The 16,545-nt window shown below is 64.7% G+C and carries 17 protein-coding genes; 11 read left to right on the top strand and 6 right to left on the bottom strand.

Annotation, left to right across the window (positions count from 1 at the left end; translation table 11 throughout):
* Positions 1 to 4: 4 nt before the first annotated feature.
* From NF616_RS06515 to NF616_RS06490, 6 genes are all read right to left on the bottom strand, one after another.
* Positions 5 to 646 (bottom strand): DUF1826 domain-containing protein, encoded by a 642-nt coding sequence (locus NF616_RS06515; RefSeq protein WP_252272433.1) that lies wholly within the window; start codon positions 644 to 646, stop codon positions 5 to 7.
* Positions 646 to 1,851: a zinc metallochaperone GTPase ZigA gene (gene zigA, locus NF616_RS06510; protein WP_252272432.1), complete on the bottom strand. Its 1,206-nt coding sequence runs from the start codon at positions 1,849 to 1,851 to the stop codon at positions 646 to 648. The genes NF616_RS06515 and zigA overlap by 1 nt, the downstream gene beginning before the upstream one ends.
* Positions 1,844 to 2,242, bottom strand: a complete 399-nt coding sequence (gene dksA, locus NF616_RS06505; protein WP_252272481.1) for an RNA polymerase-binding protein DksA — start codon at positions 2,240 to 2,242, stop codon at positions 1,844 to 1,846. The genes zigA and dksA overlap by 8 nt, the downstream gene beginning before the upstream one ends.
* Before the next feature lie 336 nt (positions 2,243 to 2,578).
* Entirely contained in the window at positions 2,579 to 2,968 is a 390-nt protein-coding gene (locus NF616_RS06500) for a DUF1850 domain-containing protein (RefSeq protein ID WP_252272431.1), read from the bottom strand.
* Positions 2,965 to 4,989: a TRAP transporter permease gene (locus NF616_RS06495; protein ID WP_252272430.1), complete on the bottom strand. Its 2,025-nt coding sequence runs from the start codon at positions 4,987 to 4,989 to the stop codon at positions 2,965 to 2,967. Before NF616_RS06495 ends, NF616_RS06500 begins: the two co-directional genes overlap by 4 nt.
* Before the next feature lie 97 nt (positions 4,990 to 5,086).
* Positions 5,087 to 6,040 (bottom strand): TAXI family TRAP transporter solute-binding subunit, encoded by a 954-nt coding sequence (locus tag NF616_RS06490; protein WP_252272429.1) that lies wholly within the window; start codon positions 6,038 to 6,040, stop codon positions 5,087 to 5,089.
* A 627-nt stretch (positions 6,041 to 6,667) separates the two neighbouring features.
* On the opposite strand from NF616_RS06490, the gene tssA reads away from it, so the two are divergent.
* Genes tssA through tssG form a run of 11 tightly spaced genes read left to right on the top strand, consistent with a single transcriptional unit; the run spans position 6,668 to position 16,531 of the window.
* Positions 6,668 to 8,230 carry a type VI secretion system protein TssA gene (gene tssA, locus NF616_RS06485; protein WP_252272428.1) on the top strand — a complete coding sequence of 521 codons (1,563 nt, stop codon included), beginning with the start codon at positions 6,668 to 6,670 and terminating at the stop codon, positions 8,228 to 8,230.
* Between the two features lie 46 nt (positions 8,231 to 8,276).
* Positions 8,277 to 8,783 (top strand): type VI secretion system contractile sheath small subunit, encoded by a 507-nt coding sequence (tssB, locus tag NF616_RS06480; RefSeq protein ID WP_252272427.1) that lies wholly within the window; start codon positions 8,277 to 8,279, stop codon positions 8,781 to 8,783.
* Between the two features lie 23 nt (positions 8,784 to 8,806).
* Positions 8,807 to 10,282, top strand: a complete 1,476-nt coding sequence (gene tssC, locus NF616_RS06475; RefSeq protein ID WP_252272426.1) for a type VI secretion system contractile sheath large subunit — start codon at positions 8,807 to 8,809, stop codon at positions 10,280 to 10,282.
* Between the two features lie 7 nt (positions 10,283 to 10,289).
* Positions 10,290 to 10,697, top strand: coding sequence for a type VI secretion system baseplate subunit TssE (gene tssE, locus NF616_RS06470; RefSeq protein WP_021702434.1), 408 nt, complete (start codon positions 10,290 to 10,292; stop codon positions 10,695 to 10,697).
* Positions 10,698 to 10,722: 25 nt separating this feature from the next.
* On the top strand, positions 10,723 to 12,186 hold the full coding sequence (locus NF616_RS06465; RefSeq protein ID WP_252272425.1) for a PAAR domain-containing protein: 1,464 nt from the start codon (positions 10,723 to 10,725) through the stop codon (positions 12,184 to 12,186).
* Between the two features lie 28 nt (positions 12,187 to 12,214).
* The gene (locus NF616_RS06460) at positions 12,215 to 12,565 is read left to right on the top strand and encodes a hypothetical protein (RefSeq protein ID WP_252272424.1); all 351 of its coding nucleotides are present in this window, start codon (positions 12,215 to 12,217) and stop codon (positions 12,563 to 12,565) included.
* On the top strand, positions 12,562 to 13,005 hold the full coding sequence (locus NF616_RS06455) for a hypothetical protein (protein WP_252272423.1): 444 nt from the start codon (positions 12,562 to 12,564) through the stop codon (positions 13,003 to 13,005). Before NF616_RS06460 ends, NF616_RS06455 begins: the two co-directional genes overlap by 4 nt.
* Before the next feature lie 4 nt (positions 13,006 to 13,009).
* On the top strand, positions 13,010 to 13,519 hold the full coding sequence (locus NF616_RS06450) for a carboxypeptidase-like regulatory domain-containing protein (RefSeq protein ID WP_252272422.1): 510 nt from the start codon (positions 13,010 to 13,012) through the stop codon (positions 13,517 to 13,519).
* Positions 13,519 to 13,770: a hypothetical protein gene (locus NF616_RS06445; protein ID WP_252272421.1), complete on the top strand. Its 252-nt coding sequence runs from the start codon at positions 13,519 to 13,521 to the stop codon at positions 13,768 to 13,770. Before NF616_RS06450 ends, NF616_RS06445 begins: the two co-directional genes overlap by 1 nt.
* A complete protein-coding gene (gene tssF / locus NF616_RS06440; RefSeq protein WP_252272420.1) occupies positions 13,770 to 15,560 on the top strand; it encodes a type VI secretion system baseplate subunit TssF in 1,791 nt (596 codons plus the stop codon). The genes NF616_RS06445 and tssF overlap by 1 nt, the downstream gene beginning before the upstream one ends.
* Positions 15,524 to 16,531: a type VI secretion system baseplate subunit TssG gene (tssG, locus tag NF616_RS06435; RefSeq protein ID WP_252272419.1), complete on the top strand. Its 1,008-nt coding sequence runs from the start codon at positions 15,524 to 15,526 to the stop codon at positions 16,529 to 16,531. Before tssF ends, tssG begins: the two co-directional genes overlap by 37 nt.
* Positions 16,532 to 16,545 lie beyond the last annotated feature (14 nt).

The raw sequence follows: 16,545 nt of genomic DNA, 5'->3' as shown, positions 1-16,545 counted from the left end.
CGCCCTAGGCCAGCCAGTCCAGCGTCAGCAGCAACCGGCGCTCGGCCAATGCCGGCGTCGGCGAACGGTGGATGAGCCCGGCGCCCTCGTTGCCTTCCCAGCGCTCGCCCTTGGCCAGCGCCACATCGCCGGCGCGCAATTGCCGAATCCGCCCCTCGTCCGACGGCTCGGCCTGCGGGTCGCCCAGGCGACGCCTGTCCATGGCGCCCTCCTCCAGCCACTCGCTGGCCACGCCGGCGTAGGTGGTGATCAGCCGCAACGGCACATGGTCGACGTGAAAGCGCGGACACATCGGCTTGCTCAGGCTGCGCAGGCGCAGGCCGATCCGGCGGGCGCCGAGCAGGCAGGCGAAGGCCTCCACCAGCCAGGTGACATCGGCGACGAAGGCCGCATGCCCCTCCAGATCGGCGACGCCGGCGAGCAGCGCCGGCATGCGCAGCGACTCGTCCGCGTCGACCTCGATCTGCAGCGACTCGGCCACCTCCTGCGGCTGGGCCAGCAGCAGACGGGCGAAATCTTCCACCTGCGGCGCCAGGCGGCGCTGCCACACGGCCAGGTTCACGCCCTCACGCAGCGCCTCGGCCAGCGCCTCGTGGTATTCGCTGAGCACCTGGCGCGGCGGTGGACGCAGCTGCAGGGCGTGCATCAGGCGGCCTCCTCGGTCCAGTTGCCGAAGGGGTCCGGCAGCAGCGCCCAGGACTCGGCCCCGCCGGCCATCTCGGCATCGGTCAGCAGGCAGGCGTCCAGCTCGTGGCGCAGGCGCTCGAAGTCGATGTTCTGGCCGATGAACACCAGCTCCTGGCGGCAGTCGCCGACGTCCGCATCCCACTTGCCCATCACGCTGCGCAGGCCGTCTTCGTCGGTCGGCCACTGGCTGCGCGGCACGAACCGCCACCAGCGCCCCGCAAGGCCATGTCGCATCAAGCCGCCGGCCTGGGACCAGCTGCCCGCCTCCTGTATGCGGCTCGCCAGCCAGAAGTAGCCCTTCGAGCGCAGCAGCCGGCCGTTGCTCCACTCGCGGTCGAGGAAGCCGAAGAAGCGCTGCGGGTGGAAGGGCCGGCGCGCCAGGTAGGCGGTCGAGGCGATGCCGTATTCCTCTGTCTCGGGCACGTGCTCGCCGCGCAGCTCCTTGAGCCAGCCCGGCGCCTGGGCGGCGCGGTCGAAGTCGAACCGCCCGGTGTCGAGAATCCGCCCCAGCGGCACCTGGCCCATGACCATCGGCTGGATCTGCGCCTCGGTGTTCAGCCCGCGGAGGATGGCGACCAGCTCCTCGCGCTCGGCGCTGGAAATCAGGTCCGCCTTGCTGATCAGGATCACGTCGGCGAATTCGACCTGGTCGATCAGCAGGTCGGTGATCGAGCGCTCGTCTTCCTCGCCGAGTGTCTCGCCGCGGCTGGCCAGGCTCTCGGCGGCATGGAAGTCGCGCAGGAAGTTGACCCCGTCGACCACCGTGACCAGCGTGTCGAGGCGCGCCAGGTCGGCCAGGCTCTGGCCCTGTTCGTCGCGGAAGGTGAAGGTCTCGGCGACCGGAAGCGGTTCGCTGATGCCGGTGGACTCGATCAGCAGGTAGTCGAAACGGCCGTCGCGGGCCAGGCGCGACACCTCTTCCAGCAGGTCCTCGCGCAGCGTGCAGCAGATGCAGCCGTTGCTCATTTCCACCAGCTTCTCTTCGGCGCGGTTGAGGCTGACATCGCGCTGCACCTCGCCGCCGTCGATGTTGATCTCGCTCATGTCGTTGACGATCACCGCCACGCGCAGGCCCTCGCGGTTCTTCAGCACGTGGTTGAGCAGGGTGCTCTTGCCGGCGCCGAGAAAGCCGGACAGCACGGTGACGGGTAGACGGTTATCCATTGGGGTTTCCTCGCACATCACGGATATGGCGTTCGCGTTGTTCCTGACGCTCCTTCGCCTCGATGCACAGGCTGGCGGTCGGCCGCAGCAGCAGCCGACGCAGGCCGATCGGCTCGCCGGTTTCGCTGCACCAGCCGTACTCGCCACGAGCCAGGCGCTCTAGGGCCTCGTCGATCTTGTCCAGCAGCTTCTTCTCCCGCTCCAGCAGGCGCAGTTGCCACTGGCGCTGTTCCTCGGCGCTGCCGGCATCGGCGGGATCGCTGGCAGGCTCCTGCTGGCGCAGCTCGCCGAATTCCTCGTCGATGCGTCGCCGCAGGTCGTCGCGCTGGTCGAGCAGATGCTGGCGGAAGAACCCCTGCTGCGCCTCGTTCATGTAGGCGGCGGGAGGCATGGCGAGCAGTTCGGATTCGCTGAGCACGGTCGGGTCTCGTCAGGGTTGTCTCTGTTTTTTGTTATAACATAACACTAACCAATCGAGATGGGTTGTATCCGGCGTCCCGGATCGCCTTTCTTACTGAAGTCCGCAGGAATGCGGAGGGAATATCGCTGGAAGGGTGCTGAAGATGAGTCCGCAGTGAGGCGTTAGCGCCTCATCACGGTCGTAGTGCGGGCACCTTAGAGGAGGGGTTTGGCTGGGAAGCAGAAGGAAAAGCGACCGGCATCCGCTTGCTTGGGTGCCAGACATCGAAGCCAGGTTTCACGTGGAACGGGCGCAACGGCTGAACCGCTAACCTCGCAGCTCGCATCCCCATATCTCGACCAGCGGACGGTCGACCCGCGGCGGCCCCAGCCAGTCGCTCATCGGCCGGCAGGCCTGACCGTCGCACAGCTGGTAGTCCCCGGCTTCCGGCGTGCGGCCCAGGCGCAGCGGCTGCAGCGGCGGCAGGGCGCGTCGGTAGTGCCAGCTGCCGTCGCGCCATTCGGCGCCGTCGGGCACCTCCATGCCCGCGCCGCTGCCACGCACCCGCGCCTCGCCGAGCAGCAGCCCTTGGCGGGTGACGCGGTAGTCCTCCTCCCACCGGATCTTCTCCACGCTGTGGTTCCAGGCCAGGGTGAAGGAGTCCAGCGGCAGCGTCGCCCAGACCGTGCCGGCCAGGCCAAGGCAGAGCCCGATCACGCCGGGCTCGCCGCGGCTCGGTGTCGCCACAGGTGCTGGCCAACCAGCAGCACGGCGAGGGCGAAGCCCAGTTCGTCGGTCACAGGCAGCGCGAGGATCAGCGAGGCACCCGCGGCGAACGCCAGCAGCCGCTCCCACCAGCCCAGCCGGCCGCTCAGATAGCCGATCACCGCCATGCCCCACAGGCCGATGGCCACCGACGCCTTGACCAGCATGTACAGCGACATCCACAGATTGTCGCCCTGCAGCATCAGCGCCGGGTTGTAGACCGCCATGTACGGCACGATGAAACCAGCCACGGCGATGCGGACGGCCCAGAAGCTGATGTTCAATCCCGTCTCGCGGGCAATCGGCGCGGCCGCGAAGCAGGCCAGCGCCACCGGCGGCGTGAGGTCGGACATGATGCCGAAGTAGAAGACGAACATGTGCGAGACGATCAGCGGCACGCCCAGCTCCAGCAGCGCCGGCGCGGCGATCGAGCTGGTGATGATGTAGTTGGGGATGCTCGGGATGCCCATGCCCAGCACCAGGCAGGTGAACATCGTCAGCACCAGCGAGAGGAACAGGTTGTCCTTGCCGATGGCCAGGATGTAGCCGGCAAAGGTGCTGGCCACGCCGGTCAGCGAGACGATGCCGATGATCACGCCGACCAGCACGCAGGCGATGCCCACCGGCACCGCGTGGCGCGCGCCCTCGGCCATCGCGTCCACGCAGATGCGCAGCGTGTCGCGGCCGCCGCGGACGAAGAGGCAGGCCAGCACCAGCAGGCCGATCACGCCGAACACCACGCCGATGCCGAGGCTGAAGAAGCCCGCGCACAGCACGCCGAGCACGACCCAGAACACCACTCGCAGCGCCGTGCCGCTGACCCGCAGGATGATCGCCGATCCGAGAATGACGATGGCGGTCAGGGCCAGGCCGACCATGCCGGAGAACAGCGGCGTGCGTCCCGAGAACAGCAACCAGATGAGCACGCCCAGCGGAATCAGCAGATACCAGCGCTCGCGCAGGGTCTTCCATGGGTTCGGACACTGCTCCTTGGGCAGGCCCACGAGGCGGGCGCGCTTGGCTTCCAGGTGGACCATCCAGAACACCGAGCCGAAGTACAGCAACGCCGGCAGCAGCGCCGCCTTGGCGATCTCGACGAAGGGCACGTTGATCGTCTCGGCCATGATGAAGGCCACCGCGCCCATCACCGGCGGCATGATCTGGCTGCCCATGCTGGCCGTGGCCTCGACGCCGCCGGCGAAGGCCGGCTTGTAGCCGAAGCGCTTCATCAGCGGGATGGTGAACTGGCCGGTGGTGACCACATTGGCCACACCCGAGCCGGTGATGGTGCCCATCAGCGCCGAGGACACCACCGATACCTTGGCCGGGCCGCCCAGCTTGTGGCCGAAGAAGCCCATGGCGAAGTCGGTGAACAACTTGATCATCCCCGCCTGCTCGAGAAACGCGCCGAACAGGATGAACAGGAAGATGTAGGTGGCCGACACGTAGGTCGGCGTGCCGTACAGCCCCTCGGTGCCGAACGACAGCTGGTTGACCACCTGATCGAAGCCATAGCCGCGGTGCGCCAGATCCCCCGGCAGGTATTCACCGAACAGGCCGTACAGCAGGAACAGCCCGCAGATGATCGGCAAGGCGATGCCCATCACCCGGCGCGCCGCCTCGAACACCAGGACGATCAGCAACAGGCCCATCAGCATGTCGGCAGACGTCAGGTCGCCGGAGCGCTGGATCAGGTCCGCCTCGAACACCCACTGGTAGATCGCCGTCGCCATGCCCGCCAGGCCCAGCAACCAGGCCAGCGGCTGAAACGGCCTGCCGCTGCCGAAGCCGGGGTAGCTGAGGAAGATCACCAGCAGCAGAAAGCCGGCGTGGACCGCCCGCAGCACCTGGGTCGAGACCGGGTGGAAGGCGGCAGTGACGATCTGGAAAGCGGTGAACAGCAGGGCCACGACGAACAGGGTTCTGGGCCAGTCGCGCGGGCTCGCCAGCAGCCCGTCTGGATGATCGCTCACGAATGTCTCCTAACGGCAAAGGCCGAAGGTCGCAGGCGACTCGGCCACGGTCGGATCGAACAGCGGCCGCGGGCCTCCGCCCGCGGCCAGGTCACCCTCAGAGGGCGCCGACTTCCTTGTAGTAGCGCTCCGCGCCGGGGTGCAGCGGGATGGGCAGGTTCTTCGCGGCGCCCTCCAGCTTGATGTCCTTGGCGGCGGAATGGGCGTTCGCCAGCTTGCCGAGGTTGTCGAACATCAGCTTGGTCATCTGGTAGGCCACCTCGTCGGACACCTTCTCGTGGCTCACCAGCAGATTGGTGATGGCCACGGTCGGCACCGCCTCGGTCTGTCCGTCGTAGGTGTTGGCGGGGATGCTGGCCGGCTGGTAGGCCGCATTGCCGATCTTGCTCGCCACTTCGCCGGGGATGGCGACGAAGCTGATCGGCATGGTCGAGGCCAGGTCACGGATCGCCGCCATGCCCAGGCCGGACGACTGCAGGGTGGCGTCGAGCTGGCGATTCTTGATCAGCTCGACCGACTCGGCGTAGGGCAGGAACTGCACCTCGCCCATGTCCTCGTAGGTCAGCCCGGCGGCCTTGAAGATGGCCCGCGCGTTCAGCTCGGTACCGGACTTGGGCGCGCCGACGGAGATGCGCTTGCCCTTGAGGTCGGCCAGGGTCTTGATGCCCGATTCGGCGCTGGCGACGATCTGGATATAGTTCGGGTAGGTGCCGGCGATGGCGCGCAGCTTCTTCAGCGGCGCCTTGAAGCCGGCCTCCTCCACGCCGTTCCAGGCGTCCGACACCGAGTCGCCGAGGGCGAAGGCCAACTCGCCGCGGCCGGCCTGCAGCAGATTGAGGTTTTCCACCGAGGCTTTGGTCGCCTGCACCGAGGTCTTCGAGCCTTCGATGCCGGAACCATAGAGCTGCGAGAGGGCGACCCCGATGGGGTAGTACACGCCACTGGTGCCGCCGGTGAGCACGTTGATGAAGGTGGGCGCCGCCAGAGCGGCGGTGCTGACCGCCAGGGCACTGGCGGCAAGGAGCAGGCTGAGACGCTGGGTCAGAGTCATGCGGGTTTCTCCGTGATTGTTCTGTGATCTGATCCGCTCAGGGCGGATGGAGTCCTGCAGCGGCCCGCACCATCGGCAGGCCATCGAGACACCATAGCAGCCTCGGGTGCGTTTCCCGCCACGGCACTCGACCAAGGTCGAACGCCTGACCCTGAAATCGAACCGCGACCTGCGCCGGGCCGCTGCGCGCCAACTGAGTGAACACGTGGTCACTTTCTGATCTCTCGGACAGATTTTTTTGCCGGCCCAGTTCACATAAAAGCGCCGCCGCGCGCACTTATTTGTGAAGTGGAACAAATTTAAAAGTAAGCCATTTCCTACAAGCGAAGTTACAACTTGCTCACCTTATTCAATTTGAAATCGGCAACTAATTATTGACGCCAAATGACCTGTATCAATGAAGGATCAATAACGCGCAGCAATCTTTCTTCGTGCAACGCACGTCACACTTTTTACCTTGCCCACCTCTCATTGCGGGGCTAGGATGCCCACCGCATAAGGATCTTGTGCAAGTTGTTGCGCAAAGAGTTGCGCAGAAAGTTGCACACCGCCGCCAAGCAACCGCTTGCTTCTTATATATATAAGAAGCCCCGCCTAAGTTGCTGAGCGCCCAATAGAGTCAATGGAATGACTGCATTATCTCCACTCGCCGAACATTATCTGCATTTGGCAAAATCCCCCATTAACGAGGGCGACTTTGCCGGTGCCGATATGCGTTATTCCGGCGAATTCGAGGCCCTCGAAGGCGAGCTTGAAAAGGCCGCCGCGATGCACCAGACCGAAGCCATCGACTGGCAGAAGATCCGCGACCTGAGCGAGGCGCTGCTGCGTCACCACTCCAAGGACCTGCGCGCCGCCTGCTGGATGACCTGGGCGCTGTACCAGCGCGAAGGTCTTGCCGGCTTGCAGGCCGGTCTCGGCCTGCTCCGCCACCTGTGCGACGAACGCTGGAGCGAGCTGCACCCCCGCAAGGACCGTACCCGCGCCGCCGCCCTGGCCTGGCTCACCCCGCGCCTGGAGAAGGCCCTGGGCGAGGACATTCCGGTGGCCAGCCAGTTGCCGCTGTTCCGCACGTTGGCCGAGCTGCTACGCGGCCTGGAAACCTGCCTGTCGCAGCACCTGGGCGAGGAAGCGCCGCTGCTGCTGCCGCTGTGCCGCCGCCTGGACGAACAGATCGCCCGCGCCAGCCAGGGCCAGAGCGAGCCCGGTGTAGTCGGCGCGGCGCTGGCCCAAGTCAAACAGGCCGCCGCCCAGGTGATCAATCCCACCGCCCCGCTGGACAACGAGCGCGACGCGCACAAGTCGCTGCGCGCCCTGCAGGACGGTGCCCGACCGCTGTGCGCCTGGTGGCTGAAGCAGAAGGCCAGCGACCTGCGTGCCCTGCGCCTGTCCCGCACCTTGCTGTGGCTGCCGATCGATGGCCTGCCGCAGGCCAACGCCGAACAGATCACCACCCTGCGCGGCCTGCCGGCGGACAAGCTGGCCAGCTTCGCCGAACGCTTCGCCGCCGGCCAGTACGCCGACCTGCTGGTGGAACTGGAAGCCAGCATCGCCCGCGCGCCCTTCTGGCTGGACGGCCAGCGCCTGGCCTGGGAATGCCTGCAAGAGCTGAACGCCGAGCCGGCCATGTGCGAGGTGGAAATCCAGCTCGCCTTGTTCCTGCAACGCGTGCCCGGCCTCGAGGAGCTGCGCTTCCACGACGGCGCGCCCTTCGCCGACGCAGAGACCCGCGCCTGGATCGGCGCCCACGTCATGCCGCACCTGCAGGCGCCGAGCGCCGAGCCGGCGGTGCAGGTCGGCGAAGGCGGCGAGCTGTCGGCCTGGGAAGTCGCCCTGCAGGCCGCACTGCCGCGCCTGCGCAAGGACGGCCTGAAGCCCGCCGTGCAGCAACTCAAGCAGGGCATGGCACAGGCCCAGGGCGGCCGCGCGCGCTTCTTCTGGCAGCTCGCCCTGGCGCGCCTGTGCAGCGCGGCGAAGAAACACGAACTGGCCAAGACCCAACTCGAATCCCTCGACCAGACGCTGCAGGCCTCCGGCCTCGGCGAGTGGGAACCCGATCTCGCCCTGGAAGTGCTGCGTCTGCTGCACAACTGCTACGAGCTGCTGCCGCAGAACCACGCGATCCGCGAGCGCAAGGAAGAGATCCACCGCAGGCTGTGCCACCTCGACCTCGAAGTGGTGCTGGATTGAGGCCGCAAGGCCCGCAACGAACCCGACCGTAAAGGAGATACACCCAATGGCCAAAGAAGGCTCGGTAGCCCCCAAGGAACGCATCAACGTCACCTTCAAACCGGCAACTGGCAACGCTCAGGAAGAGATCGAACTGCCGCTGAAACTGATGGTGCTGGGCGATTTCACCCAGCGCGCCGACGATCGCAAGATCGAGGACCGCAAGCCGATCAGCATCGACAAGAACAACTTCGACGAAGTGCTGGCCAAGCAGGAGCTGAGCCTGACCTTCGCCGTGCCCAACCGTCTGCAGGACGAAGAAACAGATGACGAGCTGCCGGTGCAGCTGCGCATCAACTCGATGAAGGACTTCAACCCCGCCGCCGTGGTCGAGCAGGTGCCGGAGATGAAGAAGCTGATGGAACTGCGCGACGCTCTGGTCGCCCTGAAAGGCCCGCTGGGCAACGCCCCGGCCTTCCGCAAGGCCATCGAAAGCGTCCTCTCCGACGACGACTCCCGCGACCGCGTACTGGGTGAACTGGGCCTCGCCGCCCAGGCCCCGCAAGACGCCTGAATTCTCGACAAGGAAGCCCGAGCATGAGCACCAGTGCAGTAGTGGAAAACACCCGGAATGTCGCCGACGCCGGCATTCTCGATCGCATCATCGCGGAAACCCGCCTGACTCCGGACGACGAGGCCTACGACATCGCCAAGCGTGGCGTGTCCGCCTTCATCGAGGAGCTGCTGAAGCCGCACAACCAGAACGAGCCGGTGAAGAAGGCCATGGTCGACCGCATGATCGCGGAGATCGACGCCAAGCTCAGCCGGCAGATGGACGAGATCCTCCACCACGCCGACTTCCAGGGCCTCGAGTCCTCCTGGCGCGGCCTCAAGCTGCTGGTCGATCGCACCGATTTCCGCGAGAACACCAAGATCGAGGTCCTCAACGCCTCCAAGCAGGACCTGCTGGACGACTTCGAGGACAGCCCGGAAATCGTTCAGTCCGGCCTGTACAAGCACATCTACACCGCCGAGTACGGCCAGTTCGGTGGCCAGCCGGTCGGCGCACTGGTCGCCAACTACTTCTTCGACCCGAGCTCGCCGGACATGAAGTGCCTGCAGCACGTGGCCTCGGTCGCCTGCATGTCGCACGCACCCTTCATCGCCGCCGCCGGCCCGAAATTCTTCGGCCTGGAGAGCTTCACCGGCCTGCCCAACCTGAAGGATCTCAAGGACCACTTCGAGGGCCCGCAGTTTGCCAAATGGCAGAGCTTCCGCGAGCGCGAAGACGCGCGCTACGTCGGCCTGACCCTGCCGCGCTTCCTGCTGCGCAACCCTTACGACCCGGAAGAGAACCCGGTGAAGACCTTCGTCTACAAGGAGAACGTCGCCGGCGACCACGAGCACTACCTGTGGGGCAACACCGCCTACACCTTCGCCTCCAAGCTGACCGACAGCTTCGCCAAGTTCCGCTGGTGCCCGAACATCATCGGCCCGCAGAGCGGTGGCGCGGTGGAAGACCTGCCGCTGCACCACTTCGAGAGCATGGGCGAGATCGAGACCAAGATCCCCACCGAGGTACTGGTCTCCGACCGTCGCGAGTACGAGCTGGCCGAGGAAGGCTTCATCGCCCTGACCATGCGCAAGGGCAGCGACAACGCCGCGTTCTTCTCCGCCAACTCCACGCAGAAGCCGAAGTTCTTCGGCATCAGCGAGGAAGGCAAGACCGCCGAGCTGAACTACAAGCTCGGCACCCAGCTGCCCTACCTGTTCATCGTCAACCGCCTGGCGCACTACCTGAAGGTGCTGCAGCGCGAGCAGATCGGCGCCTGGAAAGAGCGCACCGACCTGGAGCTGGAGCTGAACAAGTGGATTCGCCAGTTCGTCGCCGACCAGGAGAACCCCAGCTCGGAAGTCCGCAGCCGCCGTCCGCTGCGCGCCGCGCAGGTGATCGTCAGCGACGTGGAAGGTGAGCCGGGCTGGTACCGCGTCAGCCTCAACGTGCGCCCGCACTTCAAGTACATGGGTGCCGATTTCACCCTGTCCCTGGTCGGCAAGCTGGATAAGGAGTAAGAGCCAAATGACTGGATACGGCAGCCTGTTCGAGCGCCTCGGCGGTGACACCGTCGGCCGCGCCCGCCTCGACCACGAGGTGAGCGTGATGGCGTCGGTGGCTGCCCATCTGGCCAAGATGCTCAGCACCCGGGCGGGCAGCGTGCAGACGCTGCCCGACTACGGGTTGCCCGATCTCAACGACATGCGCCTGTCGCTGCACGACGCGTTGCAGCAGGCGCGCATGGCGATCGAACGCTTCATCGAACAATACGAGCCGCGCCTGAAACAGGTGCGGGTCATTTCCCTGCCACGCGAGCACGACCCCCTCAGCCTCAACTTCGCCATCGAAGGGCTGCTGCAGGTCGACGGCATCAAGCGCCAGGTCAGTTTTGCCGCGCAGCTGGATGGCAGCGGGCAAGTGAAGGTCAGGTAAGGGCCTGGTTCAAAGGAGAGCATGGATGTCCGGTAAACCCGCCGCCCGCCTGGGCGACCCCACCGCCTGCCCGATTCCCGGCCACGGCACCAACCCCATCGCCGCCGGCTCGCCCAACGTGCTGCTCGACGGCCTGCCGGCGGCCCGCCAGGGCGATGCCTCGGCCTGCGGCGGCGCACTGTCCGGCAACGTGATCCCGACCGTGCTGATCAACGGCAAGCCGGCGACCACCATCGGCACCGTGGGCAACCACGGCAATGTGGTGGTGGCGGGCTCGGGGACGGTGTTGATCGGGACCAGTGGTGGCGGGGCAACGATAGGCCCGGTCGCACCCGTGTCCTTTGTCGCCAGTGCCGTGGCTGCAATTGTCGACGCACTGATCCCAAGCGCCGAAGCCGCGGAGCAAGAGAGCGAGACACTGGATTACCGACTGGAGTTGAAACCCGGTGGCAATCGCATCCTGACCCCGCTGGAAATCCCCGACTACGCCGAGCTGGCCAGCGGCACCACGAAGAATCGAGAAGCCATCGACTTCCTAGTCATCAACCGCGAACAGCCCGCCGACAGCATGACCCTGGAAGTGCTGGACGGCAGCACGCTGATCTACGCCGAAGCCGATACCACCAAGCTGCTGCCCACCGGGGAACACCCATGGCAGTGGGACGGCTACAGCCTAGCCGGCGTCCTCGATACCAAGGTGCTGAAGAGCGCCGCGCTCAAGGTGCGCCTGACTGCTGTCAAGGGCGGCCTGCAGCAGATCGTGGAGCTGCCGCTGGCCAATGAAAGCGAAGAGGTGGACTGGGTCGATGCGCAAATAGACCGTAATGCCAAGACGGTCCAAGTCACTGTACGGCCGAGCTTTTCCGATGGCGGCATCAAAGGCCAGAACAACAGTCTCACACCGCTGGCATATCCAGCGTTGGAAGCTCAGGCCAAGAAAGGGATTGAGCATTACTGGTCGCGCAATGGTACGCGTGCCCAAGGCATCGCCAGCGGTATTAATACCAGTAGTGGAATTTATCGCTGCACGGTACAGGCGGACATCAATGCAAAGCCTTCCGCCAAGGACTTTCCGCTTACCGAGAATTTAACCGTAGATGGCGGTCGGTCAACCAGCCTGGGGGGGTTCAGAGTTATTCACCACAACTCTGGATACTGGTCATTACGCAGATATCCAGCATTTTTTCCTGATGAAGAATTCATGCATACCGCGGCTCATGAGTTCGGCCACTTGATTCTTAACGAATATGGTGACGGCGGCCTTATCCCTCATTACTCATGGAGTCATAAAGACACTTCCACAGTCCTGACTCAAAACAGAAAAGACAACCACTACATTCCAGCCACCGGAGAGTTGGATGTGATGCACTATTTCACCGACTATCCGGTCGGAGAAGCTGCGCATCGTGACTTCTGGAATAGGTCAACCATCTCCGAGCAGGATGTCAAAGGCCTGCTTTGGCTAACCCGAGTAGAATTCAATGATTAGAATACTAGCCATATTCACGATCATGCTGATGGCTGGCTGCACAGCTCAGAAAAAATATGTCTATATCGTAGATTTTTATAATGAATGCGCATACTCGGTTGATGTTGACGTTAACGAATATTCGAATGCCAAGACACCCTTACATCTTGTCAAAACACTGCAGCCAGGCGAATCCACAGAGGTGCTTTCTTATATCTCTTTTAGCGACGACTTGATAAGTGGCTTTCCTGATACTTACAAGCTGGAAATATCCGCAAATCGAAAAAAGATAACGCTAAATAAATCTGAATTTATCGCCGCTCTTGAGGAAACAACGATTGGCGACCCAGGAAATACTGTCGATATCTGGAAAATATCTTCAATTCAATTATGCCCATGAACATGGAAGTTTCATCTAGTCCAATGAGCACCCGCTCCCAAGTGCAGACTCCCGAACGGATCGCTTCAGCGCTGCTGCTGGTTGCTGTACTAATCGCCTGTGCCAGCGCGGCTCAAGCCGCTCTCCATCGCGAATCGCAATTCTCGGTGTACAGCCCTAGCGGCAGATTCATTGTGCAAAACGTCTCGCTCGCCCCTTGGAGCGACCTCGCCTACATCCGCGTCATCGACACCCAGGCACCGGACTCCACCTTCCGCACGCCGCTTTACGACAAGCGCTACACAGACATGCGCTCGCACGAAGATGACAGAACCGTGGGCATCGTTTGGTTCGACTTCGACAAGGAGCAGCAGTCCTTCGAGATCGGCGTGCCGGAATGGCAAGACAGCTGGATGAATCTGTTCATCAGCAATACCCCTTACCGGGTCACCGAGAACTGACGCCATGATCTTCAACCATCGCCGTCAGCTCGAATTGCCCGGGCAGGAGAAGTTAGGCGTGCCCCTTTTGCTTGTAGCGCTATCGACCCTCGGCGCCTGCGTCCCCTACCCCCACTCGGTGACCCGCAACCCGGCCATCGAGGGCCGCGTGCTGTCTGCCGAAACGGGTCAGCCAGTGGCGGGTGCCAAGATCGAGCTGGATATCGGCAGCGACGAGTCCTGGCGCTACGAAACCCGCAGCGATGCCGAGGGCCGTTTCGTCTTCGCCGAACACCGTGACTATCGCCTGTTCGCCCTGCTGGCCGATGGGCCGCAGTGCTGGACCACGTTGTCGATCAGCGCCCCCGGCTATCACGCCCGCCGTTGCATATGGACGAGCACCTATTGGTGTCCGTCAAGCCCCATGAGGCTGCCACATCTGGCACTGCAGCCGGACCACGTTGTCATCTCGGAAAAAGACGCCGCAGAGGATCTCTGGCGCTGTATCCAATCGGCCAAGGAGCAGGCCAATTAATGTCCTTCAATCATCACGATCCAATACCGCCAAACCCCTGGGAAATATTCCCCGAAGCGGACGCCGCAGGGCTCGGCAGTCTGCAGGGCAAGCTCGAACACTGGTGGCAGCATTGCTGGTGGCCGTACTGGCTCAGCCTAAGCCCGCAACAGCGCGCCGCCTGGCTTGCTGACATCCGCCACCCGGAAGACTGGCGCGAGTACGTTCGCCTTCAGTGCGCGTTCAATGGCATCGATGGGGAAAAAATCTGATGTCCTTCAACCACCACTACCAGAGCGAACTCTCCGCGCTGCGCCAGCTCGGCAAGCGCTTCTCCGAGCGCAGCCCGGCGCTGGCGCCGTTTCTTGGCCAGGCTGGCCGTGATCCGGATGTGGAGCGTCTGCTGGAAGGCTTCGCCTTTCTCACCGGGCGCCTGCGGCAGAAGCTCGACGACGAGCTGCCGGAGCTGACCCATTCGCTGATGCACCTGCTGTGGCCGAACTACATGCGTCCGCTGCCGGCCTTCAGCATGCTGCAGTTCGATCCGCTCAAGCGTCCCGGTCCGGCACTGCCGGTGCCGCGTCATACGCCGGTGGAAGCCAAGGCCGTGGCCGGCGTCACCTGCCGTTTCCGCACCGCCTACGCCACAGAAGTGCTGCCGCTGGCACTGAGCGGGCTGGACTATTCGGTGAAGGGCGACGGCGCGCTGCTCAGCCTGCGCCTGGCGATGAGCGCCGACGGCCACCTCGGCGAGATCGGCCTGAGCGCCCTGCGCCTGCATTTGGCCGGCGAGCGCTACATCGCCCAGTTGCTCTACCTCGGCCTGATGCGCCACCTGGGCGGCATCCAGCTGGTACTGCTGGACGACGACGGTCAGCCGCTGACCGGCGAGCATGGCCTGCCGCTGCCGGCCATCGCTCTGCCGGCCAACCAGGTCGAGGCAGTCGGCTTCAGCGAAGAGCAGGCGCTGATCCCCTACCCGCACAACACCTTCCGCGGCTATCGCCACCTACAGGAATACTTCGCCTTCCAGGACAAGTTCTTGTTCGTCGACCTCAAGGGCCTCGACGCCATCGCTCGCCAGCCGGCCGAGGTGCTGGAGCGTGCCCGCGGCCTGGAGCTGCGCTTCGACATCCGCAAGACCGGCCTGCAGCGCATTCGCCCAACCCTGGACAACGTGCGCCTGTACTGCACGCCGGTGGTCAACCTGTTCGCCCACGACGCCATCCCGATCCGCCTGGACGGCAAGCAGGACCAGTACCTGCTGCTGCCGGCCGAGTTCGAACCGCAGCACTGCGGCGTGTTCTCGGTGGACCGGGTGACCGGCTGGAAGCCGGGCGGCATGGGCTACGAGGAATACGTACCGTTCGAGTCGTTCGAGCACGACACCAGCTTCGACCAGCCGCGCGCCCGCCCGCACTACAGCGTGCGCCAGCAGTCGTCGCTGCTCGGCGATGGTCTGGAGACCTGGCTGAGCTTCGCCCAGCGCGGCGGCGATGCCCAGGAGACCCTGTCGATCGAGCTGACCTGCACCAACCAGAGCCTGGCGCGCCAGCTCAAGCCGGGCGACATCTGCCTGCCCAGCGAAGACACGCCGGAGTTCCTCACCTTCCGCAACATCGGCGCGGTGACGCCGAGCTACGCGCCGCCGCTGCACCGCGACTACCTGTGGAAGCTGATCTCCAACATGTCGCTGAACTACCTGTCGCTGGCCGACGTCGAGGCGCTCAAGGTCATCCTCGAGACCTACGACCTGCCGCGCCACTACGACCAGCATGCGCTCAAGGTCAGCCAGCGCATGCTCGGCGGCCTGAAGAAGATCGCCCACCAGCACGTCGACCGCCTGCACCGCGGGCTGCCGATTCGCGGCGTGCGCACCGAACTGACCATGGACCCGGACGGCTACCTGGGCGAAGGGGACCTGTTCCTGTTCGCCTCGGTGCTCAACGAATTTTTCGCCCTCTACGCCAGCCTCAACAGCTACCACGAGCTGCGCGTACAGAGCACACAGGGAGAGGTGTACCAATGGACGCCGCGCATGGGGCAGCAGCCCCTGCTCTGAGCAAACTCAGCGCCGGCATCCGCGAGTACAGCCTGTTCCAGGGCGTACTGCGGGCGCTGGACCACCTGCGCGCCGCGCATCCCGAGCTGGATGAGGAGGCGCTCTACGAGCAGCTGGAATTTCAGGCCAACCCCAGCCTGGGTTTTCCCGGCAGCGACACGGATCGCCTGGAGTTCTTCGAGGAACACGGCGAGCTGCGCGCGCGCCTGCGCATCAACCTGGTCGGCCTGTTCGGCTCCGGTTCGCCGCTGCCGGCGTTCTACAGCGAACAGGCGCTGGGCGACGGCCCGGACGGCAACACCACCCGCGACTTCCTCGACCTGTTCAACGACCGCCTGCAGCGCCTGCTCCTGCCGATCTGGCGCAAGTACCGCTACTACGCGCACTACGACCAGGGCGCCCGCGATGCCTTTTCCTCCCGCCTGTTCGCCCTGATCGGCCTGGGCGGTGAGCGCATGCGCGCGACCGAGGACCTCAACTGGCGGCGCCTGCTGCCCTACCTCGGCCTGCTCAGCCTGCGCGCCCACTCGGCGGCGCTGGTCGAGTCGGTGCTGCGCTACTACTTCAAGCACGCCGACCTGCGCATCGAGCAGTGCGTCGAGCGCCGCGTCGAGATCATCGACGAGCAGCGCAACCGCCTCGGCCTGGCCAACAGCCAGCTGGGCGAGAGCCTGGTGCTGGGCGACTCGGTGCGCGACCGCGGCGGCAAGTTCCGCATCCATATCCGCCAGCTCAGCTGGGCGCGCTTCCACGAATTCCTGCCGATCGGCAGTGGTTACCAGCCGCTCTGCGCGCTGGTGCGCTTCACCCTGCGCGACCCGCTCGACTACGACATCCGCCTGGCCCTGCGCCATGAGGAGATCCGCGAGCTGCGCATCGGCGCGGACAACCCCTGCCATCTGGGCTGGACCAGCTGGCTCGGCCACGAACAAGCCGATGGCGTCGTCACCATCGGCAGCAAGACTCACTAGGGAAAGAGAGAACG

Source organism: Pseudomonas subflava (genome assembly GCF_023823685.1).
Taxonomy (GTDB): Bacteria; Pseudomonadota; Gammaproteobacteria; order Pseudomonadales; family Pseudomonadaceae; genus Aquipseudomonas; species Aquipseudomonas subflava.
Note: the sequence above shows the minus strand (reverse complement) of the source record. Positions and strands in the feature narration are given on the sequence as shown.

Bases quoted from the DNA above. Each gene is read 5' to 3' on its own strand.
- dksA (WP_252272481.1), bottom strand. From the start codon at position 2,242: ATGCCTCCCGCCGCCTACATGAACGAGGCGCAGCAGGGGTTCTTCCGC.
- NF616_RS06460 (WP_252272424.1), top strand. From the start codon at position 12,215: ATGGCTGGCTGCACAGCTCAGAAAAAATATGTCTATATCGTAGATTTT.
- zigA (WP_252272432.1), bottom strand. From the start codon at position 1,851: ATGGATAACCGTCTACCCGTCACCGTGCTGTCCGGCTTTCTCGGCGCC.
- NF616_RS06465 (WP_252272425.1), top strand. From the start codon at position 10,723: ATGTCCGGTAAACCCGCCGCCCGCCTGGGCGACCCCACCGCCTGCCCG.
- tssC (WP_252272426.1), top strand. From the start codon at position 8,807: ATGAGCACCAGTGCAGTAGTGGAAAACACCCGGAATGTCGCCGACGCC.
- tssB (WP_252272427.1), top strand. From the start codon at position 8,277: ATGGCCAAAGAAGGCTCGGTAGCCCCCAAGGAACGCATCAACGTCACC.
- NF616_RS06515 (WP_252272433.1), bottom strand. From the start codon at position 646: ATGCACGCCCTGCAGCTGCGTCCACCGCCGCGCCAGGTGCTCAGCGAA.
- tssA (WP_252272428.1), top strand. From the start codon at position 6,668: ATGACTGCATTATCTCCACTCGCCGAACATTATCTGCATTTGGCAAAA.
- NF616_RS06450 (WP_252272422.1), top strand. From the start codon at position 13,010: ATGATCTTCAACCATCGCCGTCAGCTCGAATTGCCCGGGCAGGAGAAG.
- tssE (WP_021702434.1), top strand. From the start codon at position 10,290: ATGACTGGATACGGCAGCCTGTTCGAGCGCCTCGGCGGTGACACCGTC.
- NF616_RS06455 (WP_252272423.1), top strand. From the start codon at position 12,562: ATGAACATGGAAGTTTCATCTAGTCCAATGAGCACCCGCTCCCAAGTG.
- tssF (WP_252272420.1), top strand. From the start codon at position 13,770: ATGTCCTTCAACCACCACTACCAGAGCGAACTCTCCGCGCTGCGCCAG.
- NF616_RS06490 (WP_252272429.1), bottom strand. From the start codon at position 6,040: ATGACTCTGACCCAGCGTCTCAGCCTGCTCCTTGCCGCCAGTGCCCTG.
- tssG (WP_252272419.1), top strand. From the start codon at position 15,524: ATGGACGCCGCGCATGGGGCAGCAGCCCCTGCTCTGAGCAAACTCAGC.
- NF616_RS06445 (WP_252272421.1), top strand. From the start codon at position 13,519: ATGTCCTTCAATCATCACGATCCAATACCGCCAAACCCCTGGGAAATA.